The organism is Celeribacter sp. SCSIO 80838, assembly GCF_056498065.1.
On sequence record NZ_JAZKMA010000001.1, the window covers coordinates 1,324,620 to 1,347,284 of the forward strand.

The 22,665-nt window shown below is 61.9% G+C and carries 21 protein-coding genes and 1 pseudogene; 11 read left to right on the forward strand and 11 right to left on the reverse strand.

What is annotated here, in order from left to right:
- Positions 1 to 35 precede the first annotated feature (35 nt).
- From V1475_RS06650 to V1475_RS06695, 10 genes and pseudogenes are all read left to right on the forward strand, one after another.
- On the forward strand, positions 36 to 545 hold the full coding sequence (locus V1475_RS06650; RefSeq protein WP_479412103.1) for a DUF2478 domain-containing protein: 510 nt from the start codon (positions 36 to 38) through the stop codon (positions 543 to 545).
- 124 nt (positions 546 to 669) lie between these two features.
- Complete coding sequence (locus V1475_RS06655) at positions 670 to 1,254, forward strand: ANTAR domain-containing response regulator (protein WP_479412104.1); 585 nt, start codon at positions 670 to 672, stop codon at positions 1,252 to 1,254.
- A complete protein-coding gene (locus V1475_RS06660) occupies positions 1,251 to 2,426 on the forward strand; it encodes a CmpA/NrtA family ABC transporter substrate-binding protein (RefSeq protein ID WP_479412105.1) in 1,176 nt (391 codons plus the stop codon). The genes V1475_RS06655 and V1475_RS06660 overlap by 4 nt, the downstream gene beginning before the upstream one ends.
- A gap of 273 nt (positions 2,427 to 2,699) precedes the next feature.
- A complete protein-coding gene (locus V1475_RS06665; protein ID WP_479412106.1) occupies positions 2,700 to 4,067 on the forward strand; it encodes a CmpA/NrtA family ABC transporter substrate-binding protein in 1,368 nt (455 codons plus the stop codon).
- Positions 4,068 to 4,234: 167 nt separating this feature from the next.
- Entirely contained in the window at positions 4,235 to 5,329 is a 1,095-nt protein-coding gene (locus V1475_RS06670) for an ABC transporter permease (protein WP_479412107.1), read from the forward strand.
- A gap of 5 nt (positions 5,330 to 5,334) precedes the next feature.
- Complete coding sequence (locus V1475_RS06675; protein WP_479412108.1) at positions 5,335 to 7,020, forward strand: ABC transporter ATP-binding protein; 1,686 nt, start codon at positions 5,335 to 5,337, stop codon at positions 7,018 to 7,020.
- Positions 7,021 to 7,024: 4 nt separating this feature from the next.
- A pseudogene (locus V1475_RS06680) lies at positions 7,025 to 8,251 on the forward strand (NAD(P)/FAD-dependent oxidoreductase); the annotation flags it as partial.
- An 11-nt stretch (positions 8,252 to 8,262) separates the two neighbouring features.
- Positions 8,263 to 10,899, forward strand: coding sequence for a molybdopterin-dependent oxidoreductase (locus V1475_RS06685; protein ID WP_479412109.1), 2,637 nt, complete (start codon positions 8,263 to 8,265; stop codon positions 10,897 to 10,899).
- Positions 10,900 to 10,915: 16 nt separating this feature from the next.
- A complete protein-coding gene (locus tag V1475_RS06690; protein WP_479412110.1) occupies positions 10,916 to 11,869 on the forward strand; it encodes a glycosyl transferase family protein in 954 nt (317 codons plus the stop codon).
- A 113-nt stretch (positions 11,870 to 11,982) separates the two neighbouring features.
- Positions 11,983 to 12,255 carry a hypothetical protein gene (locus V1475_RS06695; protein WP_479412111.1) on the forward strand — a complete coding sequence of 91 codons (273 nt, stop codon included), beginning with the start codon at positions 11,983 to 11,985 and terminating at the stop codon, positions 12,253 to 12,255.
- Positions 12,256 to 12,269: 14 nt separating this feature from the next.
- Here V1475_RS06695 and V1475_RS06700 read toward each other — a convergent pair whose 3' ends face one another.
- A complete protein-coding gene (locus V1475_RS06700; RefSeq protein ID WP_479412112.1) occupies positions 12,270 to 13,082 on the reverse strand; it encodes a division plane positioning ATPase MipZ in 813 nt (270 codons plus the stop codon).
- A 226-nt stretch (positions 13,083 to 13,308) separates the two neighbouring features.
- On the opposite strand from V1475_RS06700, the gene V1475_RS06705 reads away from it, so the two are divergent.
- Positions 13,309 to 15,024 carry an OmpA family protein gene (locus V1475_RS06705; protein WP_479412113.1) on the forward strand — a complete coding sequence of 572 codons (1,716 nt, stop codon included), beginning with the start codon at positions 13,309 to 13,311 and terminating at the stop codon, positions 15,022 to 15,024.
- An 80-nt stretch (positions 15,025 to 15,104) separates the two neighbouring features.
- On the opposite strand, the gene rpmE is transcribed toward V1475_RS06705, so the two are convergent.
- The 10 genes from rpmE to ffh all read right to left on the reverse strand — a co-directional run bounded on the left by rpmE (position 15,105) and on the right by ffh (position 22,403).
- On the reverse strand, positions 15,105 to 15,326 hold the full coding sequence (gene rpmE / locus V1475_RS06710) for a 50S ribosomal protein L31 (protein ID WP_434289161.1): 222 nt from the start codon (positions 15,324 to 15,326) through the stop codon (positions 15,105 to 15,107).
- Between the two features lie 11 nt (positions 15,327 to 15,337).
- Positions 15,338 to 15,712: a 50S ribosomal protein L19 gene (rplS, locus tag V1475_RS06715; protein WP_434289159.1), complete on the reverse strand. Its 375-nt coding sequence runs from the start codon at positions 15,710 to 15,712 to the stop codon at positions 15,338 to 15,340.
- A 250-nt stretch (positions 15,713 to 15,962) separates the two neighbouring features.
- On the reverse strand, positions 15,963 to 17,009 hold the full coding sequence (locus tag V1475_RS06720; protein ID WP_479412114.1) for an acyltransferase family protein: 1,047 nt from the start codon (positions 17,007 to 17,009) through the stop codon (positions 15,963 to 15,965).
- Between the two features lie 121 nt (positions 17,010 to 17,130).
- Entirely contained in the window at positions 17,131 to 17,985 is an 855-nt protein-coding gene (gene trmD / locus V1475_RS06725) for a tRNA (guanosine(37)-N1)-methyltransferase TrmD (protein ID WP_479412115.1), read from the reverse strand.
- Positions 17,986 to 18,125: 140 nt separating this feature from the next.
- The gene (rimM, locus tag V1475_RS06730) at positions 18,126 to 18,632 is read right to left on the reverse strand and encodes a ribosome maturation factor RimM (protein WP_479412116.1); all 507 of its coding nucleotides are present in this window, start codon (positions 18,630 to 18,632) and stop codon (positions 18,126 to 18,128) included.
- Positions 18,633 to 18,662: 30 nt separating this feature from the next.
- Positions 18,663 to 19,310 carry a 5,6-dimethylbenzimidazole synthase gene (gene bluB, locus V1475_RS06735; protein WP_434289153.1) on the reverse strand — a complete coding sequence of 216 codons (648 nt, stop codon included), beginning with the start codon at positions 19,308 to 19,310 and terminating at the stop codon, positions 18,663 to 18,665.
- A 200-nt stretch (positions 19,311 to 19,510) separates the two neighbouring features.
- Positions 19,511 to 19,900, reverse strand: coding sequence for a 30S ribosomal protein S16 (rpsP, locus tag V1475_RS06740; protein ID WP_479412117.1), 390 nt, complete (start codon positions 19,898 to 19,900; stop codon positions 19,511 to 19,513).
- Between the two features lie 46 nt (positions 19,901 to 19,946).
- Positions 19,947 to 20,243 (reverse strand): chorismate mutase, encoded by a 297-nt coding sequence (locus V1475_RS06745; RefSeq protein ID WP_479412118.1) that lies wholly within the window; start codon positions 20,241 to 20,243, stop codon positions 19,947 to 19,949.
- An 88-nt stretch (positions 20,244 to 20,331) separates the two neighbouring features.
- The gene (locus V1475_RS06750; protein ID WP_479412119.1) at positions 20,332 to 20,874 is read right to left on the reverse strand and encodes a GNAT family N-acetyltransferase; all 543 of its coding nucleotides are present in this window, start codon (positions 20,872 to 20,874) and stop codon (positions 20,332 to 20,334) included.
- 17 nt (positions 20,875 to 20,891) lie between these two features.
- Positions 20,892 to 22,403 carry a signal recognition particle protein gene (gene ffh, locus V1475_RS06755; RefSeq protein ID WP_479412120.1) on the reverse strand — a complete coding sequence of 504 codons (1,512 nt, stop codon included), beginning with the start codon at positions 22,401 to 22,403 and terminating at the stop codon, positions 20,892 to 20,894.
- Between the last annotated feature and the right edge of the window lie 262 nt (positions 22,404 to 22,665).

The window sequence follows — 22,665 nt, forward strand, 5'->3', positions numbered from 1 at the left end:
GTATGCCGGGGGCAGGGCAAATCAAGGGGCAGGCCATGCTCGGCTATGTGATGACGGAAGACCGTGGCGGTACGGATCGCTTGCTGGCGGAGCTTGCGGAAGGGTTCGAGGCCGAGGGGCGGCGGGTCATCGGCGCGGTGCAGATCAACAGCGAACTTCCAAACCAGGTCAAATGCCGGATGGAGCTTCGGCTGCTGCCTTCGGGCGAGCGTGTGACGATCTCCCAAAGCCTCGGCGCTCTGGCGAGCGGTTGCCGTCTCGACCCGGACGGGTTGGAACGTGCCGTACATCATGCCGAAACCGCGCTCGAGGGTGGGGCGGAACTGGTGCTGATCAACAAATTCGGTAAGCAAGAGATCGAGGGGCGCGGCTTTCGCGATCTGATCGCTGCCGCCCTTTCCGAAGGCATTCCGGTGCTGCTCGGCGTCAACAGAAAGAATTTCGGAGCGTTTCAGGCCTATGCCGGTGACTTCGCCGAACCCGTGGCGGCGGAGCTCTCCGCGATGCGGGATTGGTGCCTTGGGATGTGGGCTGGGAAAATGTGAGATGCTGGCGAATTCATCGCCGCGTCCTAAAAATTAGGCAGACATTGATCTGATTTCGGCTCATTACGAGTTCCACTATGCGGGAATCGTTTACTTTCCATCCTGCTTCACGCGATCTGGCCCCATGAGTGCTCGCCTGTCCGTCATCGTCGTCGAAACCGACCGTACCCGCGCCCAGCTGATCGTGGACAGCCTGCGCGCCGCCGGAGAATTCGACATTTCCGTTATCAACGATCCCAATGGTCTGGCGCGGCAAATTCAGGCGCGCAATCCGGATATCGTCCTGATCGACATCGAAAACCCCTCGCGCGATACGATGGAGGAACTGGCGCTGGCCTCAGGTCCCCTCGACCGCCCGGTCGCCATGTTTGTCGACAGCACGGACGAGGCGCTTTCGACCGCCGCGATTGAGGCGGGCGTGTCGGCCTATGTGGTCGACGGGCTGAAGGCGCAGCGGGTCAAGCCGATCATGGACGCCGCCATCGTGCGGTTTCGGATGTTTCAGCGGATGCGCACCGAGCTGGCCGAGACCAAGAAGGCGCTCGAAGAACGCAAGGTGATCGACCGCGCCAAGGGTATGCTGATGCGTGCAAAAGGCATCGGTGAGGACGAGGCCTATGCCATGCTGCGCAAGGCGGCGATGGATCAGGGCAAACGCGTGGCCGATGTGGCGCAGGCTCTGGTGACGGCGGCGGGGCTTTTGGGATGAAAGGTACGGTGCTGTCCGTTGGGTTCATCCCGCTCGTCGATGCCGCGCCGCTGATTGTGGCGCAGGAGATGGGCTTTGCCGCCGAAGAGGGCATTGCGCTCGATCTGCGGCGCGCGCCGTCGTGGTCCTCGGTGCGCGATATGCTGAGCTTTGGGCAGGTCGAGGCGGCGCATATGCTGTCGCCGGTTCCGGTCGCAACGGCTTTGGGGTTAGGGGGCGCAGGGGCCAAGCTGACGGCGGTTTCGGTTCTGTCGATGAACGGCAATGTCATCGGTGTGTCCAACGATCTCGCCGCCCGTTTGCGCGAGGAGGGGCATGATTTCGCCTTCAATGACGCGCAGGCGGCGGGCAAGGCTCTGATCGCGGCCGTCAAAGGGCGGCTTCGGATCGGTGTGCCTTTCCCGTTTTCGATGCATGCCGAGCTTTTGTATTACTGGCTCTCCGCGCTGGGGTTGCCTGCACCGCAATCGGTCGACATTCGCACCGTGCCGCCGCCCTTGATGGCCGATGCCATGGCCACCGGCGAGATCGACGCCTTTTGCGTCGGCGAGCCTTGGGGATCGAAAGCGGTGGACAACGGGGTGGGGGAGCTGTTGCTTCCGACTTCGGCGATCTGGTCCGCAGCCCCGGAAAAGGTTTTGGCGGTGCGCAGCGACTGGGCCGAACAGGAAGCCGCGCTGATGGGGCGGCTGATCCGGGCGGTGTGGCGTGCGGGGCGCTGGCTTGGCTCGCCCGACAGCCGCACGCTCGCCTCCGAGCTTTTGGGCCGACCGGAATATCTCGATCTTCCCTCCGAGATGCTGGAGCGCGCGCTGTCCGGCCAGATCGTGATTTCCCCGACCGGCGAGACCCGGCGCGTCGAGGGGTTTCTCGACTTCTTCAACGGCGCTGCCACCTTCCCGTGGCGGTCGCAGGCGGAATGGATCGGCACACAGCTTGCCGCCCGCACAGGGCTTGAGCGGGCTCAGGCGCGCACTGTGGCGCGGGCTGTATTCCGTTCGGATCTTTATCGACAGGCTCTGGCGCAGACTTCCGCCGATTTGCCGGGGGCATCCTCGAAAGTCGAGGGGGCTTTGCGCGCGCCGACTCCGGTTGCCTCGGGGGCAGGGCATTTGATTTTGACACGCAATCAGTTTTTCGACGGGCGCGTTTTTGATCCTTCTGGAGAATGATGCACAAAATTTTTGCATCTTGGTGCGGTTGCAGCATTTTCGTCTGTGCGTAACCGTCAGAGGCTTTGCGTCCGCAGCGTGATTCCCGGCATATGTGGGGTATCGCAAGGCAACGATGCCGCGATACGAAATTCCGTCCCGATGATCGGGACAGATGCATGATAGTCCCGGTGATCGGGACACCGAGCAAAGCCGCTCGATAGATCGCCCCTTCTCCTCCCTGGCGGTCTATCGGCGGCTTTTTTGTATTTTCATCGTAACAGGGACACACGGATGAAAAAGCTTCTTCTCGGCCTCGCGGCCACGACGGCACTCGCAGCCCCCGGTTGGGCCGAGATGCTCGATCTGGAAAAAGACCAGCTGACCTTCGGGTTCATCAAACTGACCGACATGGCGCCGCTCGCGGTGGCCTATGAGCAGGGCTTCTTTGACGACGAAGGTCTCTTTGTGACGCTCGAAGCCCAGGCGAACTGGAAGGTTCTCCTCGATGGCGTGATCGACGGGACGCTCGACGGCGCGCATATGCTGGCCGGTCAACCGCTGGCCGCAACCATCGGGTTTGGCACCGAAGCCCATATCATCACGCCGTTTTCCATGGACCTGAATGGCAACGGCATCACCGTGTCGAACGAGGTTTGGGAAGAGATGAAACCGAACATCCCCGTGGATGCGGACGGGACAGTGCAACACCCGATCTCCGCCTCCGCCCTCGCGCCGGTCGTTGAGAAATACAAATCCGAAGGCAAGCCCTTCAACATGGGCATGGTTTTCCCGGTCTCGACCCACAACTACGAGCTGCGCTACTGGCTGGCCGCCGGCGGTCTGCACCCGGGCTACTACTCCACCGACAACATCACCGGTCAGATCGGCGCGGATGTGTTCCTGTCCGTGACGCCGCCGCCGCAGATGCCCGCCACCTTGGAGGCCGGTACGATCTATGGCTACTGCGTGGGTGAGCCGTGGAACCAGCAGGCCGTGTTCAAAGGCATCGGTGTGCCGGTCATCACCGATTATGAGCTCTGGAAAAACAACCCGGAGAAAGTCTTCGGCATCACCGCCGAGTTCGCCGAGCAGTATCCGAACACCACGCTTGCCGTGACTAAGGCGCTGATCCGTGCGGCCATGTGGCTTGACGAGAACGACAACGCCAACCGTCAGGAAGCCGTCGAGATTCTGTCCCGCCCGGACTATGTGGGCGCCGATCCGGAAGTCATCGCGAACTCCATGACCGGCACGTTCGAATACGAAAAAGGCGATAAGCGCGAGGTTCCCGACTTTAACGTGTTCTTCCGCTACAATGCGACCTATCCGTTCTACTCCGACGCCGTGTGGTATCTGACTCAGATGCGTCGTTGGGGCCAGATCGCCGAAGCCAAGCCCGATAGCTGGTACGATGAAGTTGCGAAATCCGTCTACAAGCCGGAGATCTACCTCGAAGCCGCCCGTCTCCTCGTAGACGAAGGTTTGGCGAATGAGGCCGACTTCCCCTGGGACAGCGACGGCTACAAAGCGCCGACGCCTGCCGAGGATATCATCGACGGCATCCCCTATGACGGCAAAGCGCCCAACGCCTATCTCGACAGCCTGCCGATCGGCCTGAAAGGCGAGCAAGTGGTCGTGGGCACCGAAGTCAAAGGCTGAGCCCGCCTGATCTGACCAAATGGGCGGCGTCCCGAAGCTCCGCCCACCCCAGACAACGATAATAAGCTCCCGGTGCGGAACCCTTAGTGCGCGCCCGGGACATCCCAGACATCTCCATGGGGCCGCCGTGCCCCGCTTTTTCCACCCTCTGATGCGAGGATCCCGCCATGACCGCCATCGACCCCCAAGCGCTCGACGCCGAGGCCGCCCGCAAGGCGCGCGAGGATCGTCGCGCCAAACTTTTCACCCGGATCAACAAGGCCGATGCCTGGTTTCAGGTTCTGGGTCTCTCCTGGATGACGCCGATCCTCAAAGCGCTCGCCGGTGACAACCCGAAAGCGCAAGCCAAGGAAATCTGGAAACTTTTGGGTGTGCCGGTTCTGGCCATCGTCGGCTTCCTGATGCTCTGGGGCGCGCTTGCGCCGAAGGTTCAGACCTCTCTGGGCGCCATCCCCGGCCCCTCGGCCGTGTGGGAAGAGGCGGTGAACCTGCATCACGACGCCATCGCCAAGGCCGAAAAAAAGGCCGCCTTCCTTGAGCGCGTCGAAGCGCGCAACGCGAAATACATCGCGGCGGGGGAGATGGATAAGGTCAAGGACATTCCCTACACCGGCTCGCCGTCTTACTACGAGCAAATCTGGACCTCGATCAAAACCGTCTTCTTCGGCTTCCTGATCGGGTCTGCCATTGCCATTCCGCTGGGCATTCTCGCCGGGCTTTCTCCTTACGCGAACGCTGCGATCAACCCGCTGGTGCAAATCTTCAAACCCGTCTCGCCGCTGGCGTGGCTGCCGATTGTGACCATGGTGGTCTCCGCGCTTTACACGACAAACGATGGCCTTTTCGCGAAATCCTTCCTTGTGTCGGCCATCACCGTGACGCTCTGTTCGCTGTGGCCGACCCTGATCAACACCTCGCTGGGTGTGGCGTCGATCGACAAGGACCTCGTGTCGGTTTCCAAAGTGTTGAAAATGGGCACCTGGTCCAAGATCACTAAGCTCGTTCTGCCCTCCGCCCTGCCGCTGATCTTCACCGGTTTGCGTCTGTCTCTGGGTGTGGGCTGGATGGTGCTGATCGCCGCTGAAATGCTGGCGCAGAACCCCGGTCTTGGTAAATTCGTCTGGGACGAATTTCAGAACGGCTCCTCGCAATCCTTGGCAAAAATCATCGTCGCCGTGCTCACCATCGGCATCATCGGCTTCCTTCTGGACCGCGTGATGTATGCGCTGCAATCCCTCTTCACCTTCACGAACAACCGGTGATCGACATGGGTTTCCTGACTTTCGACAACGTGTCCAAGGGCTATGGTGAGGGTCTGCACCGCACCCAGGTTCTCCGGAACATCAATCTTTCGGTCGAGGAGGGCGAGTTTCTTGTGCTCCTCGGGTTCTCCGGCTCCGGCAAGACCACGCTGATCAATCTGATGGCCGGGCTCGACACGCCCTCCACCGGCTCCGTGACGTTCAAAGGCCAGCCGGTGACCGGCCCCGGCCCCGAGCGCGGCGTGATTTTTCAGAATTATTCGCTGATGCCCTGGCTCACCGTCGATCAGAACGTCGCCTTGGCCGTGGATGCGATTTTTCCGGGGCTTTCGAAAGCCGAACAACAGGAAAAGGTCGATCATTACGTCAAGATGGTGGGGCTGAGCCACGCCAAAACGCGCCGTCCGGCAGAGCTTTCGGGCGGGATGCGGCAACGTGTGAACGTGGCTCGTGCTCTGGCGATGAACCCGGAGGTTTTGTTGCTCGACGAGCCGCTCTCTGCGCTCGATGCGCTGACGCGGGCGAACCTCGCCGACGAGATCGAACACATCTGGGACGCCGACAAGAAGACCTGCGTTCTGATCACCAACGATGTGGATGAAGCGATCCTTCTGGCCGACCGGATCATTGCGCTCAATCCCGACGGGACGCTTGGCGAAGAGTTCAAGGTCGACATCCCGCGTCCGCGTGACCGGACCGAGATGAACCATGACGAGACCTTCCACCACCTGCGCGCGGCCGTGACCAATTATCTCATGGATGTGGGCATCAAGGCCAAGGCGGAAGGCCTCAAACAGCTGCCGGGGATCACCGCGATCCACAACCAAAAGGTGCCCGTGGCGGTGGAAAAAGCACAAGAGGGACTTATCGAGCAGAGATTCCTCACCTTCGAAGGCCTCCACAAGATTTACCCGACCCCGAAAGGGCCGCTGACGGTCGTGGAGGACTTCAACCTGAAACTGAACCGCGGCGAATTCATTTCGCTGATCGGGCATTCGGGCTGTGGCAAATCCACCGTCTTGACCATGGCCGCTGGGCTCAACGATATCTCGAAAGGGGTGATCAAACTCGACGGCTTCGAGGTGCGTGGCGCCGATCCAGAACGTGCCGTGGTGTTCCAGTCGCCGAACCTGTTTCCCTGGCTCACTGCGAAGGAGAACGTGGCCATTGGTGTCGACAAGGTCTATCCCGGCGCGTCGCAATCCGAGCGGCAGGACGTCATTGAATATTATCTTGAAAGGGTCGGGCTCGCTGACGCTATGGACAAGCCCGCCTCGGAAATGTCCAACGGCATGAGGCAGCGTGTGGGCATCGCCCGCGCCTTTGCCCTGTCGCCGAAACTCCTCCTGCTCGATGAGCCTTTCGGCATGCTCGACAGTCTCACGCGCTGGGAGTTGCAGGAGGTGCTGATGGAGGTCTGGGAACGCACGAAAGTGACCGCGATCTGTGTCACGCACGATGTCGACGAAGCCATCCTTCTGGCCGACCGCGTTGTGATGATGACCAACGGGCCGCAGGCCACAATCGGCAAGATCACCGAAGTGAACCTGCCGCGTCCGCGCACCCGCAAGGCGCTTCTGGAGCACCCGGATTATTATGCCTACCGGCAGGACGTGCTCGATTTCCTTGAGGAATATGAGCACGGCGCAAAACCAAAAAAGCCTGAACCGAAGGCCATCGCGGCGGAGTAAAGATATGGCGGAACGGCTTGTCATCATCGGTGCGGGTATGGCCACCGGGCGGCTTCTCGATCATCTGATCGCAGAGGCGCCGGAGGCATTCGACATCACGCTTTTCAACGCCGAACCGCGCGGGACCTATAACCGGCTTATGCTGTCACCGGTTTTGGCAGGGGAGCTTAGTTATGACGAGATCGTCACCCATGGCGACGATTGGTATGCTCGCCATGACGTGAGCTGCCGCTTCGGCGAACGCGTCACACGGATCGACCCGGAGCGGCGCGTCGTGTTCGGTGAACGCGGCGAAGTGCCTTATGACAAGCTTGTCATCGCCACCGGCTCGACCCCGTTCATCGTGCCGCTGCCTGGCCATCAGATGCCCGGCGTCATCGCCTATCGCGATCTTGAGGACACCGAAGAGATGATCCGTTTGGCTGAAAAACCGAACGGGCGTGCCGTTGTGATCGGCGGCGGGCTTCTGGGGCTTGAGGCGGCGGCGGGCATGGCCGCGCGCGGCACGCATGTGACCGTTGTGCATCTCGCCGATCATCTGATGGAGCGTCAGCTCGATGGTCCCGCAGCAACCCTGTTGCAAGAGGCGCTTGAGGCGCGCGGCATCGAGGTGATCTGTGGCGCGAATTCCAAAGAGATCATCGCAGGCGACGAAGGCCGTGTGCGCTCGCTTTTGCTCGAAGACGGGCGTATGCTCTATTGCGATCTTCTGGTGATGGCCGTGGGCATCCGCCCCTCGATCTCCCTTGCGCGGGAGTGCGGTATCGAGACCAACCGGGGCGTCGTGGTTGACGATCAACTTCGTAGCTCCACGCCCGGCATCTTTGCGCTTGGCGAATGTGTCGAACATGACGGGGCGCTCTTTGGCCTCGTCGCACCGCTTTTCGATCAGGCCAAGGTTCTGGCGAAAACGCTGCGCGATCTGCCCGCGAGCTTCGTCAACAAAGATGTGTCGACCAAGCTCAAAGTCACCGGCTGCGATCTTTTCTCCGCCGGAGATTTCCGCGAGGCGCAGGGCCGCGAATGCATCACCTATTCCGATCCGCAGGCCGCGATTTACAAGCGCCTCGTGATCGAGGAGGGGCGGCTCGTGGGCACGGTGATGTATGGCGACACGGACGATGGCGGCTGGTTCTTCAACCTGATCCGCGACGGCGTCGATATTTCCGCCATGCGCGACATGCTGATTTTCGGACCGGCCTATCAGGACGCGGCTGCGGCTCCGACCTTGGAGGTGATGTGATGAAAGCGCCGAAATCCACCTGTGCGATCCGCTCGACCTGCCCCTATTGCGGGGTCGGGTGCGGTGTCGTTCTGGGCCCGGATGGGCAGGGCGGCCTCGATGTGCGCGGCGACAAAAGCCACCCGGCGAATTTTGGGCGTCTCTGTTCCAAGGGCACGGCTCTGGGCGAAACCGTCTCGCTCGACGGGCGGCTTCTGGCCCCGCGCGTCCATGGCGAGGACACGGATTGGGACAGCGCGTTGGGCCTTGTGGCGCGCAAGTTCTCCGAAGCCATCGCCGAACATGGCCCCGACAGCGTGGCCTTTTACGTCTCCGGCCAGCTCCTGACCGAGGATTATTATGTCGCCAACAAGCTGATGAAAGGCTTCATCGGTTCGGCCAATATCGACACGAATTCGCGCCTCTGCATGGCCTCGACTGTGGCCGGACACAAACGCGCCTTTGGCACCGACACGGTTCCGGGCACCTATGAGGATCTGGACGAGGCCGATCTGATCGTGCTCACCGGCTCGAATCTCGCCTGGTGTCACCCGGTGCTTTATCAACGCATTCTGGCCAATCGCAAGAAACGCCCGGAGCAAAAGCTCGTCGTCATCGACCCGCGCCGCACCGCCTCCTGCGATCTGGCGGACTTGCATCTGCCGGTGAAACCGGGGGCCGATGTGGCACTATTCAACGGGCTTTTGGCGGAGATCGCGATGCGCGGCCTGATCGACCGTGAGTTCGGCGAACATGTCACGGGTCTCGATGAGGCCATCGAAGCCGCCAAGGCCGACGATCTCTCCGTGACGGGCCTGTCGGACGATCTGCTGGCTGAGTTCTATGCGCTTTGGTGCGGTACGGAAAAGGTCGTGACGATCTTCTCCCAAGGCGTCAACCAATCCTCCTCCGGCACAGACAAGGTCAATGCGATCACCAATTGCCACCTCGCCACGGGTCGCATCGGGCGTGCGGGGCTTGGGCCGTTTTCCGTCACCGGTCAGCCCAACGCCATGGGCGGGCGCGAGGTCGGCGGGCTGGTGAATATGCTGGCCTGTCATCTCGACATCGAGAATGCTGATCACCGCAAGGCCGTGGGCGATTTCTGGTCCGCGCGGGTCATCCCGGAACAGGCCGGTCTCAAAGCCGTCGACATGTTCCGCGCTGTGGGCGAGGGCAAGATCAAGGCGCTGTGGATTCTTCACACCAACCCCGCCGTGTCCATGCCGGACGCCGACAAGGTGCGCGAGGCCATTGCGGGCTGCGAGTTCGTCGTGGTCTCCGACATCACCGAGGCGACCGATACGGCGCGCCTTGCCCATGTGCTTTTGCCCGCCACCGGCTGGGGTGAGAAAAGCGGCACCGTGACCAATTCCGATCGGATCATTTCCCGGCAGCGTGCCGTTCTGCCCGCCCCCGGCGATGCGCGCCCGGATTGGTGGCAATTGGCCGAGGTCGGGCGTCTGATGGGCTATGGTGCGGCTTTCGATTATGAGAGCCCCGCCGAGATTTTCCGCGAATATGCGGCCCTGTCCGGCATCGCTGGTGGCTTTGGTAAAGATTTCGACATCTCCGGTCTCAAGGACCTGTCGGACGCCGAATATGATGCGCTTGAGCCGACCCGCTGGCCGGTGTCCGATGGCAAGCAGGGCGGTCGTTTCTTTGCCGACGGGAAATTCTATACCCCCGATGGCAAGGCCCGGATGCTGCCCGTGTCGTGGAAACCGCCCGTGGCCAAAACCGGGCCGCGCTATCCGTTCCGGCTGAACACCGGCCGGGTGCGCGATCAGTGGCACACCATGACCCGCACCGCCCGCGCGCCGCGCCTCAATGCCCATTTGGGCGAGCCGTTCATTGAAATTCACCCGGAGGATGCCCGCGCCCGTGGCATTGGTCCGACCTCTCTCGTCGAGGTGACCTCGCCCAATGGCAAGGCGATCCTGCGCGCCATGATCACCGACCGGATCGCCCCCGGCGAGATTTTCGCGCCGATGCATTGGACCGGCGAAAACGCCCCCGCCGCACGGATCGACGCGCTTGTGGCCCCGGTGACGGACCCAGTCTCCGGCCAGCCGGAGAGCAAAGGCTCTGTCGCGCAAATCAAACTGTTTGAGGCGGCGTGGTATGGCTTTGCGATCTCGCAAACCCCGGTGAAGGCCAATGCCGACTATTGGGCGCAGGCGAAAACCTACGCGGGCTATCGCATGGAACTGGCGGGGCGCGAGACGCCCGAAGATTGGGTCGAGGCGGCCCGTCAGTTGTTCGATCTGGTCGATGCGGATGTCCAGACCATGCTCGATCCGGCCAAAGGCACCGCGCGCATCGCCTTTCATAAGGACGGCGCGCTGCAGGCCGCGCTTTTCGTGTCGCGCCAACCGGTCGCGGTGATGCGCGATTACCTGGCGCATCTGCCGGGGCAGGAAGCGCCGATGGTGCTCTCGGGCAAATCCCCGGCCGATCAACCCGACCCGGGGCCTGTGCTCTGCTCTTGCTTCAATGTGGGGGTGAACACTATTCTCTCCGCAATTGAAACGCGTGGGCTGATGACGGTCGAAGCGATTGGCGAGGCGCTACAGGCGGGCACGAATTGTGGCTCCTGTCGCCCCGAGATCAAAGCGCTGATCGAACGGATCAAGGGCCGCGAAGCCGCAGAGTGAACCGAGGGGACACCCGATGAGCATTGCCGAATTCGTTCGGATTTTGGGCCGTGGCCCGGGTCGGTCCCGATCCCTGAACTATGACGAGGCGCATGAGGCCATGGCGCGTGTGCTCCGGGGCGAGGCCGCGCCCGAAAGCGTCGGTGCCATGCTGATGCTGATGCGGATGAAGGGCGAAGTGCCTGAGGAGATTGCGGGCTTCACGCGCGCGCTGCGCGATACGCTCGTAACCGTGCCGGAGCCCGATCTCGATTGGCCGTCCTATGCGGCGGGCCGCACGCGGGGCCTGCCGTGGTTCCTTTTGTCCGCGCGGCTTGTGGCGGAAGGCGGGTATAAGGTCCTGATGCATGGCTGGAACGGGCTGGGCGAAAGTGGCCATCTGGTGCGCGAGGGGATGCCCTATGCGGGGATTACCTCCTGCGACAGTCCGGATCATGCGCGCGAGGTGATGGCGACAGAGGGCATCGCCTATCTGCCGCTGGAAAATTTCTCGCCGGAGCTTCTGCACCTCTTGCAATTGCGCGCTGTCTTCGGCCTTCGCTCCTGCCTCAACACCGTGGCGCGGATGCTCAATCCGGGTGGGGCAGGGGCCTCGGTTCAGGGTGTGTTTCACCCGCCTTACCGGGAGTTGCAGGCCGATGCCTCCGGCCTTCTCGGGCTGAAGTCCCTGTCGGTGATCAAAGGCGGCGGTGGCGAGTTCGAGCGCAATCCGTCGAAGGACATTCAGGTCTTCGGACTGCGGGACGGTCTGCGGTGGGAGGGGCTCGTGCCACCGGCCCATGAGGATGTGCGCAGGCTCAACGATGGCGAGACCGATCTCTCACGTCTTGCGGCCCTTTGGGAGGGTAGGCTCGAAGATCCATTCGTGGAGGCGATCGTGCTGGCCACGGCGTCTCTGGCGCTGGAGACTTTAGGGGAAGCCGACCCCGTAGAACGGGCCGGGGCGCTCTGGCGGGCGCGGTCACGTTAACCCTGTCTTGCGAGCATCACGAAATTTCACAGCTTTGACCACAGGCTGGCCGGAATGCTGCCTTTTTCCGGGGGGATAGTCGCGGTTAACCGGGGGTTTGTGGAGATCTTGCGATGGACATCGTCATGCAGGTGAAGGCGTTTTTGGTGCAAGTACTGGCCGGGCTCGACGCCCGCGCTCAGGTGACACTTATGGCCGTTGGGCTTGGTCTTATGATTTTGGCCGTTGCCCTGTTGATCTGGCAGCGTCGTGGCCGGGCGGAGCACAATGCGCCCAGCCGAACGCCGCTCGCCGAGACCGTCTCCCGCAGTGTGCCCGGCGAGCGCCACATGGTGACGCGTCAGAAAGGCGATGCGTTCCTGCGCCGTCTGGATCGGATGGGCTGAGGTCGGCTGCGCGATCAGAAATCTACCGCGACGCCGGGCAGATTCAGCTCTTTCATCAGGTCGCGCAATTCCTGACGGGCGGCGACGTTCGAAATGTTCATCGCCGATTTGACGCCGATGTCCTTGAGATCCAAAAGCGTCAGCCCGCGCGGGAACAGTTCCCGGAAGATCACCCGTTCGGAAAAACCGGGAGCAACGCGGAAGCCGATGCGTTTCGACAGCTCGTCGAGCGCGTCGCCGATCTTTTTCTTGTTGTGCATCTGCTGCGCGCCGAGACGGTTACGGAGTACGACCCAATCAATCGGCTTGAGCCCGGCCTGCGCCCGCAATTGTCGTGCGTTCCAGACCATCTCCGAATAGACCGAGGGGCCGAGGATCTTGTTGCTGTCGGGATCAACGCGGGCCAGAAGGTCGAAATCGATGAAACTGTCGTTCATCGGCGTGATCAGCGTATCGGCGAGCGTATGCGCCACCTGCGACAGCCGGGTGTGCGATCCGGGGCAGTCGATCAGGATAAAGTCGCAGGTCTCTTCCAGCCCTGCGACGGCCATCGACAGGCGTCGGTCGTAAATGTTCTCACCTTCGGCAAGATCGTCGGCATCGACTTGCGGCAGGTCGCGATAGTCCGGCGTCGGAAGCTCGATCCCGTCGCGCAGGCAATAGCTCAGGCGGTTTTCCAGATAGCGGGCAAATGTCTTTTGCCGCAGGTCGAGATCGAGCGCGCCGACCCGATGGCCCAGCCGCGCCAAAGCCGTCGCCACATGCATGGAGGCGGTCGATTTCCCCGCTCCGCCCTTCTCGTTGCCGACGATGATGATATGCGCCACGTTCCCAATTTCCCGTTCTGTCCGCGCGCTTTTGCGCTGCGTGTGTTGTCTCTTTGCGACCTTGTATGACGATGTTTTTCGCTGCCGTGCAAGAGCGTTTCGCCCGGTTTCCACGATCCGTGCGCGAGTGTTGCGACGCGGATATGGAAACGAATTTGAGGCTTCAAGCGTTGAGGGAGGATATGTGCGGCCTGTCAGGGCGCAGCACCACTTTGGGAGAAGACACATGAAACGCATGATTATGAGCACGGCTGCCACCGGTTTCGGCCTCATCGGCCTCGGGTTGAGCACCCCCGCGCTGGCGCAGGAAGCGCAGGCGATGGAAGAAAGCATGGTGGAGGAAAGCATGGTGCTGGAAGCCTGCAGCGACATTCAGCCGCCCTGTATGACCGAGGAGGGCACGGTGATGTTGAAGGACGGACGTGTCGTCAGTGCGGTTGAGGCCTATGAGGCGCTCGGCATCGCCGCACCGCGCGAGGAGGTGGAAACCGCCCCCGCGACCGTGGGCGAAGAGGCCGCCGCCGACCTTGAGCATCAGGAGGTCGTCGAAGAGGACGCTCTGGCGGATCAACTGGCGGAGGATATGCCGCCCGCCGGGACAGAGGCGGTGGAAACCGACGCGGCAACGCCCGAAACGGGCGTCGACGTGACGGAGCAACCGATGGACACGGGTGAGACCGAAGAGATCGCGTATGAGGACATGCCCCCGGTGGCGGAGACGCCTGTCACCGACGACATGACCGATGCGGAGGGTGCGCCTCAGATCACTGACGGGCCCTCCGAGGACGCCGAAGGGGTTTTTATCCCGACCACAGCAGGCGAAGCCGAGGCCGTTGAGATGACGGAGGAGGTGCTTCAGGCGCAGGCTGAAGAAGAGGCCGCGCAGGCGGCGGAGGAAGAGGCGCTTGCGCCTCCGGCTGCGGCGTCCTCCGCTGAGACCGGACAGGAAATCGAGGTCGAGACCGAAACCGTAACACGCGAGACCACACGGGCGTCGAACGAGGAATTCGCCAATCGGACCACGGTGCAGAGCGAGAAGGACGACGAGGGTCTGTCCAATCTCGAGAAATTCCTGATCGGGGCCGTGGGTGCCGCGGTGATCGGCAATGTGCTCGCCGATAACGATCAGGTTGTGGCCAACACCGGCGATCGGGTGATCGTGGAGCGCGACGGTCAGTTGCGCGTGCTCAAGAATGACGATGCGCTGTTGCGCCAGCCCGGCTCTCAGGTGACGACGGAGCGGTTTACCGATGGCTCGACCCGCACCACGCTGAACCGCGAGGACGGCAGCGAGGTTGTGACGATCCGCTCCGCCGACGGTCGGGTGCTGCGCCGTGAGCGCGTGCTGGTCGATGGCACGCGCGTTGTGCTGTTCGATGACACGCAGGCCATTGAGGCGGTCGATGTGACGGCCCTGCCGGATACGCCGCAGAAATCCGTGACCTATACCGAGGACGAAGACGCGCTCCGGGCCGCATTGGCCGCCAGTCAAGCGCAGTCTGAGGCGCTGAACCGTCGCTTTTCCCTGAACCAGATCCGCTCCATCCGCGCGGTGCGGGAGCTGGCGCCGGAGATCGAACTAACCAATGTGACCTTCGCCAGTGGCTCCGCCGCGATCTCGCCCTCCGAGGCCGAAGAGCTTGCGGCTCTGGGGCGGGCGATGCGCGAGGCGATTGCCGCCAACCCGCGTGAGGTCTTTTTGGTCGAGGGCCACACCGACGCCGTGGGGGCTGCGACGATGAACTTGGCGCTGTCGGATCGTCGGGCGGAAAGTCTGGCTCTCGCCCTGACGGAGTATTTCGACGTGCCGCCGGAAAACATGGTCGTTCAGGGCTATGGCGAGCGCTATCTCAAGGTTCAGACCATTGAGGCCGACCGCAGCAATCGCCGCGCTGCGGTGCGGGTGATCACGCCGCTTCTGGCCGAGGTCGCCGCGCAGTAAGGTGGTGGGTGCCAGTCCGCAGGACAAACGAAAAGGCCCGCCAGATGGCGGGCCTTTGCATATCAGATACGGGCGGAAGCTCAGAAGCCGAGGCCAGCGTATTTGTTTTTGAACTTGGAAACGCGACCACCGGCGTCCAGCAGGCGGGAGTTGCCGCCGGTCCAGGCCGGGTGCACCGAGGGGTCGATGTCGAGCGACAGGGTGTCGCCTTCCGAACCCCAGGTGGAGCGCATTTTCACGATGGTGCCATCGGTCATTTTGACGTCGATGAAGTGGTAGTCGGGATGGATATCGGTTTTCATCGTGACGATCCTCAGGCTTCGAGCGACTTGTAGTTGGCGACTTCCGCGATACGGGCGGATTTGCCGCGACGCGAACGGAGGTAGTACAGTTTCGAACGACGCACACGGCCGCGACGCACAACCTCGATGTATTCGATGTTGGTGGAGTAGAGCGGGAACACACGCTCAACGCCTTCACCGAAGGAAATTTTGCGAACCGTGAAGGAACCGGCAATGCCTTTGCCGTTCTTACGGGAAATGCAGACACCTTCGTAGTTCTGCACGCGGGTGCGCGTGCCTTCGGTCACTTTATAACCGACGCGGATGGTGTCACCGGCCTTGAAATCCGGGATGGTTTTGCCGAGAGCTGCGATTTGCTCGGCTTCAAGCTGTGCGATCAGATCCATCGCTTACACTCCAATTTGCTCGTGGTATGCCACGAAGTTTCAATCGCCTCAGAGCTCCGCGTCTTCGATCGGGTCCATCTTGTCCCATAGGGGATGCCCGCCGGAGGGTTCAGGTCGTCTTTGCTTTGGTCTTTCCGGATGTCGGATCGGGCGTCGAAGAACAGGCCCGGACAAAACGAAAAGGCCCGGTTGGTCGAATCTCGACCCCGGACGCGCGGGTTCTAGGCAGAAATGCCCAAGAATGCAAGTCTTATGCGACGGTTTCGGTGGCCAGGATCTCGCGACCGGACCGCACGGTCGGAAACCGCCGTTTCAATCGCGAAATCGGTTCTTCGATAAGATACCACGACAGGGTGGCCGCGAGAAGGCTCAGCGCGGTCATGGCGAAGAACGGCAGCGGGCCTGTGCTGTAGAGCGAGGAGCCGATCTGCCCCATCGCCCACCAGATTGCCAGATGGTACATGAAGACGCCGTAGCTGATCCGACTGATGAATTGCGCGGCGCGACAGCCCAAAAGCCAGCCGACCGGCCCGCGATAACCGCGCCATGCCCCGGCAACCACGACCCCGAGCGCCGGTTGGCAGAGCAGGCGATAGGTCGGGACTTCACCGAACCCAGGCCAGAGGAAGAACGGTGAGGCCATGACCATGAGCGCCGCCAGCAGGGCCCAGCGGGAGGTGACCACCTCGCGCACATCGCGGTTGTGCCGCACCAAAAGATAAGTGAGCGCACCGCTGGCGATGGGGTCGAACTGAAAAATCAGGCGCCGGGTCCAGTCGGTCAACCCCATGTCGTTGCCATGGGCATAGACGAAGGCGGAGCCGACCAGCATGCCCAGCGTCACGAGATAAATACCCCGGATCGGCATGAGCAGGATCACTAGGGGCCAGATCAGGTAGAACTGTTCGAGGATGTTGAGGCTCCAGAGATGGCTGAACACCCAGGGGCTGAACTGTTCATGGAAGGCGAAATAGAGGTTCGAGGCCTGCAACACATGCCAGGGCCAGGAGGTGCGCGCGCCATCCATGTCGAAGATCACCGCGGCGGCGCCGAGGACGAACAGCGCGGGAAACAGCCGGAGCGCACGGCGGATGTAGAAATTTCCGATGCTGACAGGGCGTCCGCTTTCCTTGGCGGCAATCAGGATATGGGTGATCAGGAACCCGCTGACCGTGAAGAACAGGGACACCCGCAGGTTTTCGGTCAGTGGTTGCCGGTCCCAGAAATGGACATAGAGTACGCCGGTCATGGCGAGTGCACGCAGGCCGTCGATCTGGGTATGCCTTTGGCCGTCCAAGGTGTTCTGCTCTGGTCGTTGTCAGGGCGAGGCTAGGCGCAGACCCGTATCCGGGCAAGTGCCGATCTGTACAGAGCTGTCATCTGTGATGTTTTGACGCTGATGCGGTTTGGAATGCGGCTTATTCGTCCGGTTCGCGACCTGCCTCGTAGGCTGCCCACATGTCCGGGCGACGCTCCCGGGTGATCTTCTCCGCCATCTTCTGGCGCCATTTGGCGATCTTGCCATGGTGCCCGGACATCAGAACCTCCGGGATCGGCAGCCCGCGCCATTCCGCAGGGCGGGTGAATTGCGGGTGCTCCAGAAGGCCGTTCGAATGGCTTTCTTCCTCGACGCTTTCGGCATTGCCCAACACACCGGGCAAAAGCCGCACCGTGGCGTCGATCATCGCCTGCGCTGCGATCTCGCCGCCGGTCAGGACGAAATCGCCAAGGCTGACCTCCTTGATCCCGTAGTGAAACAGAACCCGGTCATCGACGCCCTCGAACCGCCCGCAGATCATAGTGATGCCACGTGCCTGTGACCAGCGTTTCGCTGTCGCCTGATCGAAGCGTTTGCCGCGGGGCGACAGATACACCAGAGGCCATTCCTTGCGGTCCGGTGGCACGCCGTTCATTGCGAAATCGATGGCGTTGCCCATCACGTCGGGTCGGATCACCATGCCAGCGCCGCCGCCTGCGGGCGTGTCGTCGACATTCTTGTGCTTGCCTTCGCCGAACTCGCGCAAATGGATGGGTTCGAGTTGCCATGTGCCGTCCTGCAACGCCTTGCCGGTCAGGCTTTCGCCGAGAACGCCGGGAAAAGCGCCGGGGAACAGCGTGATCACCTTCGCCTTCCACACGCCCGCGATGTCCGGTGTATTTGTCATCAGCTCGCGCGGTTTGAGCGTCGGGCGCACGGCCAGACGGCCATGGGACCGGGCCGCAGGGGGCTGAGGCGCGTCAACGGGTGGGGTTGAGATCGAATCGTCGTTCATAGCTTCATATAGCCTTGGGGCTCATGGCTTGGAAATGTGCTGGGCAGGAGAAATGATCGCATCCCTCTGCGCGATGTTGGTTTCGCCATGCAAGTCAGAGCGATGAAACGCCGCACCATCCCCGGCAGATTGGTGGGACATCAGTCGAACAGACCGTCCGGCGGGTCCGCGATGATCCGACCCGAGGCCAGATCGACCGTTGGCACGTTTTGCAGCGTGAAGGGCAGGAGAACAGGGGTCTTCAGGGCCGCCCCCTGCACCTCCAAAAGATCGCCTGCACCGTGGTTCAGCACGTTGCGCACGGTGCCGAGCACCGCCCCGCCGGTGTCGAGCACGGTGAGCCCGATCAGATCGGCATGGTAGAATTCGTCGTCGGGCAGAGAGGGCAGATGCGTGCGGTCGGCATAAAGCGTCACGCCACGCAGGGCGTCCGCCTCTTCCTTGGTCTCGACCCCTTCGATCTCCGCGGCAAAGCCGTTCTTGATCGCACGGGTTAGGGTCAGGACATATTCCGTGCCATCCTCTGAGGTCAGCGGGGAATACTCCCCGATGGCCTCTGGATCGGCGCAGAAGCTCTTGATTCGCACCTCGCCATGGACGCCAAAGGCGCCCGCGATGGCTCCGACGATGATCCGCGTGTCACTCATGCTTTGCTCGCTGTCCATTTCTGCGACAGCTTACAGCTCCAGAACCACGGGGCAAGCGGCACGCTCCTCATGGCCTTGAACCTGAAGCTCCGGCAGTGCGCTGTCCTGTGTCGGATAGCCGACGCAGAGATAACCGACAAGGGTCCAGCTTTGCGCCAGATCGAGATCGGCCTTGAGCCGGGATTGGTCGAGACGCGACACCCAGCCAAGGCCGATACCCTCGGCGCGCAGGGCCAGCCAGAATTGCATGATCGCGGCGGCGACGGAATATTCGAGCACACGGGGGATCGCCGAGAGATCGAGCGGATGGCCGTGGGTCGCGCTTTCGTCGCTGAATACGGCGTATTGTACCGGTGCGTCCTCGAGCCCCTTGAGCTTTTGCGAGGCAAAACTCTGTGCCGCCTCACCTTCCGTTCCGGCCAGGGCAGCGGCGTTGAATGTCTTGTAATTCTCGAGCGCAGCGGTTCGTGCGGTCTCGCTGCTCAGTGCTACGATGCGCCAGGGTTGCGACAGGCTGACGGAAGGCGCCAGGGTGAACGCGTCAAGGCAACGGGCAAGCGCCGCGTCGTCGACCGGATCGGTGCGGAAGCTGCGCACATCCCGGCGCCAGCGCAGAAGTTCGGCAAAATCGTTACGAAAAGCGGCAGAGAACTGCCCGAGTGCAGCAGGTTTGGTCATGTCTTTATTACCCTGTATTTGCTCAGAGATATAAGCACCATAACGGGTTAAACCGGGGTCAACTTTGATTGTGCGCAAATCGTAGGATGCAGCAATCCCTTGTTTTATTGCACACAGATAAAGCCCTACGGAAAAAGGCGCAGGCAGAATGCCTGCGCCCGGAAGAGGACGAAACGCGCGGGGCCAGAGGCCCGGTGCGCTTACTCTTCAGCGGCAGTTTCTTCAGCCGGAGCAGCAGCAGCTTCAGCGGCCTCGGCAGCTTTCGCGGCTTTCTCTTCGGCGCGGTCTTGGGCTTTTTTGCCCGGGACGGCTTTTTTCGGGTTGCTGCGTTCTTTTTTCTCAAGGACGCCAGCGGCTTCGAGCATACGAGCGACGCGGTCGGTCGGCTGGGCGCCTTTTTCGAGCCATGCTTTCACGGCGTCGATGTCCATCTGGACGCGCTGCTCGCTGTCTTTCGGCAGGAGCGGGTTGTAGGTGCCGAGTTTCTCGATGAAGCGACCGTCGCGCGGCATGCGGGAATCGGTGGCAACGATGCGGTAGAACGGGCGTTTTTTGGAACCGCCGCGGGCGAGACGAATTTTCATAGCCATGGTTGTTTCTCCTGATACTAGCTATTTGTCAGAGGCTAAGCCTCTGTCATTCCTGATGTTTTTCGTGGTGGTGGATGACTTCCTGAATGATGAATTTCAGGAAGGCTTTTGCGAATTCCGGGTCGAGGTCTGCGGCAACGGCAAGCTCCTCGAGCCGGGCAATCTGTTTTTCTTCGCGCGCCGGGTCCGACGGCGGAAGATCGTTTTCGGCCTTGAGTTTCCCCACGGCCTGCGTGTGTTTGAAGCGCTCGCCCAGCGTGTAGACGAGGATCGCGTCGAGCCGGTCGATGCTTTCGCGATGCTCCTTGAGGATCTCGGCGGCGCGTTTCTGGGTCTCGTTCATGGGCGCAACTCCCCTGTCGGCAAAGCGTCGGATTTGTGTCGGACTTTTGTCGGGCACATTTCGGTAAAGAGGAGGCGGTGCGAAAGGCTCATGCGTAAGCCTCCATGCCGCCGTCTTGCAGCGCCTCGGGCGTCGGGTGACGGTAGACGAGGCAAGCCTCGCCATCGGGCGTCTGAGCCATCTCGTCCAGTTCCGCGCCCATGCGTTCGGCCAAAGCGATCGAGCGGGTGTTGGCGGCGTCGATATAGGACACAAGCGTGTCGCGCCCCATCTCGACATAGGCGTAATCGCGGGCGGCCGTGGCGGCCTCCAGCGCGTAGCCTTTGCCCTCGAACCCGTCCATGACGAACCAGCCCAGTTCCAGCTCCGGGAAATGCGGCGGTTTGTTCAAGGCGACCTGACCGACGAAGGCACCGTCGTCCAGACGTTCCACACCCCATGCGCCATGGCCGAACAACGGCCATTGCGCCACGTCGCCACAGAACGCAAACCATGCCTGACGCCGCGAGAGCGGGCCATGCATGAAGCGCGACCGGTCCGAGGCGAACATGTCGGCAAACGAATCGAAATCCGCCTCGACATGGCCGCGCAACCGCAGGCGCTGGGTTTCTATGGTGGGGGCGAGGGTCATGGTTATTTCTTCTTGCCTTATTTTTTCTTCCCAAGACCCGAGAGATTGGACGGCAGGCTCATGCCGCCGCCGAGGCCGGGAAGACCGCCCATGCCCTTGGGCATCGCGCCTTGCAGCGCCTTGGTGGCTTCGGCCATTTTCGCCGGGTCCATATCTTCGAGACCCTGCGGGCCGCCTTTGCCGAACATGCCTTTCACAGCCTGTTTCAGCATGCCGCCTTTGCCCATCTTGCCCATCTTCTTCATCATGTCCGCCATCTGACGGTGCATTTTCAGAAGCTTGTTCAGCTCGGACACGTCCATGCCTGCACCCGCCGCGATGCGTTTCTTGCGCGAGGCCTGAAGGAGCGCGGGGTTGGCGCGCTCTTTCTTGGTCATGGAGTTCACCAGCGCGATCTGACGCTTGATGATGCTGTCGTCGAAACCGGCGTCCTGCACCTGTTTCGCCATTTTGCCCATGCCCGGCATCATACCCATGATGCTTTCCATGCCGCCCATCTTTTGCATCTGCTCAAGCTGCATCTTCAGGTCGTTCATGTTGAACTGACCCTTCTGGAAGCGCTTGATCATGCGCTGGGCCTGTTCGGCCTCGATGGTTTCCTGCGCCTTCTCGACGAGGGCCACGATGTCGCCCATGCCGAGGATACGGCCCGCGACACGCTCCGGGTGGAACTCTTCGAGCGCGTCCATTTTCTCGCCGAGACCGACGAATTTGATCGGCTTGCCGGTGACCGCGCGCATGGAAAGCGCTGCACCGCCGCGACCGTCACCGTCCATCCGGGTCAGCACGACACCGGAGATGCCGATGCGCCCGTCGAAGTTCTCGGCGGTGTGGACGGCGTCCTGACCGGTGAGACCGTCGACCACGAGAAGCGTCTCGCGCGGCGTGGTGATCTTTTTGACCTCTTCGACCTCGGCCATCAGCGCGTCGTCGATGGACAGACGCCCGGCGGTGTCGAGCATATAGACGTCATAGCCGCCCATCGTCGCCTGTTGCTTGGCGCGGCGGGCGATGTCGGCGGCGGTTTGACCCGGCACGATTGGCAGGGTGTCGACGCCGATCTGTTCGCCCAAGACCTTGAGCTGATCCATGGCCGCAGGACGGTAGATGTCGAGCGATGCCATCAGGACGCGTTTGCCCTGTTTCTCTTTCAGGCGCTTGGCGAGTTTCGCAGTGGTGGTGGTTTTGCCGCCACCTTGCAGACCGACCATGAGGATCGGGGCCGGGGCGTTGTCGACCTTGAGCGTGCCGATCTCTGCTTCGTCACCGGCGAGGACATGGACCAGTTCGTCATGGACGATCTTGACGACCTGCTGACCGGGGGTGACGGATTTGGTGACCGCCTGACCGGTGGCCTTGTCGCCCACGGCTTTGACGAAATCGCGGGCGACCGGGAGGGAGACGTCGGCCTCAAGCAGGGCAACGCGGACTTCGCGCAGGGCGGTTTTGACGTCGTCTTCGGACAGGGCACCTTGTTTGGTGAGCTTGTCGAAGACGCCGGAGAGGCGTTCGGACAGATTTTCAAACATGGGCGTACTCCTGTCACTATGACGTTTGGCCGTGTTGCGATTTGCTCCATGTGGGCACGGAGCGGTGAGTTTAAAAGGCCAATGCGGTTTGACCTCCGTGGGCGCAACGCGCTGACGGAGGGCGATCCTGGCATATAGCCTGAGGACCGGAAGGCATGGTGCTTTCCGGGATGTTGCCGGGTCTCTACGCGTGCGCGGGAAGGGAGTCAAGTGCGATGCGGCATTTGGGCGGCGCGTTGACATAAGGTGAGGGCTGGCCTTG

Coding starts and splice junctions, on each gene's coding strand:
- V1475_RS06650 (WP_479412103.1), top strand. CDS start 36: ATGCTCGGCTATGTGATGACGGAAGACCGTGGCGGTACGGATCGCTTG.
- V1475_RS06655 (WP_479412104.1), top strand. CDS start 670: ATGAGTGCTCGCCTGTCCGTCATCGTCGTCGAAACCGACCGTACCCGC.
- V1475_RS06660 (WP_479412105.1), top strand. CDS start 1,251: ATGAAAGGTACGGTGCTGTCCGTTGGGTTCATCCCGCTCGTCGATGCC.
- V1475_RS06665 (WP_479412106.1), top strand. CDS start 2,700: ATGAAAAAGCTTCTTCTCGGCCTCGCGGCCACGACGGCACTCGCAGCC.
- V1475_RS06670 (WP_479412107.1), top strand. CDS start 4,235: ATGACCGCCATCGACCCCCAAGCGCTCGACGCCGAGGCCGCCCGCAAG.
- V1475_RS06675 (WP_479412108.1), top strand. CDS start 5,335: ATGGGTTTCCTGACTTTCGACAACGTGTCCAAGGGCTATGGTGAGGGT.
- V1475_RS06685 (WP_479412109.1), top strand. CDS start 8,263: ATGAAAGCGCCGAAATCCACCTGTGCGATCCGCTCGACCTGCCCCTAT.
- V1475_RS06690 (WP_479412110.1), top strand. CDS start 10,916: ATGAGCATTGCCGAATTCGTTCGGATTTTGGGCCGTGGCCCGGGTCGG.
- V1475_RS06695 (WP_479412111.1), top strand. CDS start 11,983: ATGGACATCGTCATGCAGGTGAAGGCGTTTTTGGTGCAAGTACTGGCC.
- V1475_RS06705 (WP_479412113.1), top strand. CDS start 13,309: ATGAAACGCATGATTATGAGCACGGCTGCCACCGGTTTCGGCCTCATC.
- rpmE (WP_434289161.1), bottom strand. CDS start 15,326: ATGAAAACCGATATCCATCCCGACTACCACTTCATCGACGTCAAAATG.
- rplS (WP_434289159.1), bottom strand. CDS start 15,712: ATGGATCTGATCGCACAGCTTGAAGCCGAGCAAATCGCAGCTCTCGGC.
- trmD (WP_479412115.1), bottom strand. CDS start 17,985: ATGAACGACGATTCGATCTCAACCCCACCCGTTGACGCGCCTCAGCCC.
- rimM (WP_479412116.1), bottom strand. CDS start 18,632: ATGAGTGACACGCGGATCATCGTCGGAGCCATCGCGGGCGCCTTTGGC.
- bluB (WP_434289153.1), bottom strand. CDS start 19,310: ATGACCAAACCTGCTGCACTCGGGCAGTTCTCTGCCGCTTTTCGTAAC.
- rpsP (WP_479412117.1), bottom strand. CDS start 19,900: ATGGCTATGAAAATTCGTCTCGCCCGCGGCGGTTCCAAAAAACGCCCG.
- V1475_RS06745 (WP_479412118.1), bottom strand. CDS start 20,243: ATGAACGAGACCCAGAAACGCGCCGCCGAGATCCTCAAGGAGCATCGC.
- V1475_RS06750 (WP_479412119.1), bottom strand. CDS start 20,874: ATGACCCTCGCCCCCACCATAGAAACCCAGCGCCTGCGGTTGCGCGGC.
- ffh (WP_479412120.1), bottom strand. CDS start 22,403: ATGTTTGAAAATCTGTCCGAACGCCTCTCCGGCGTCTTCGACAAGCTC.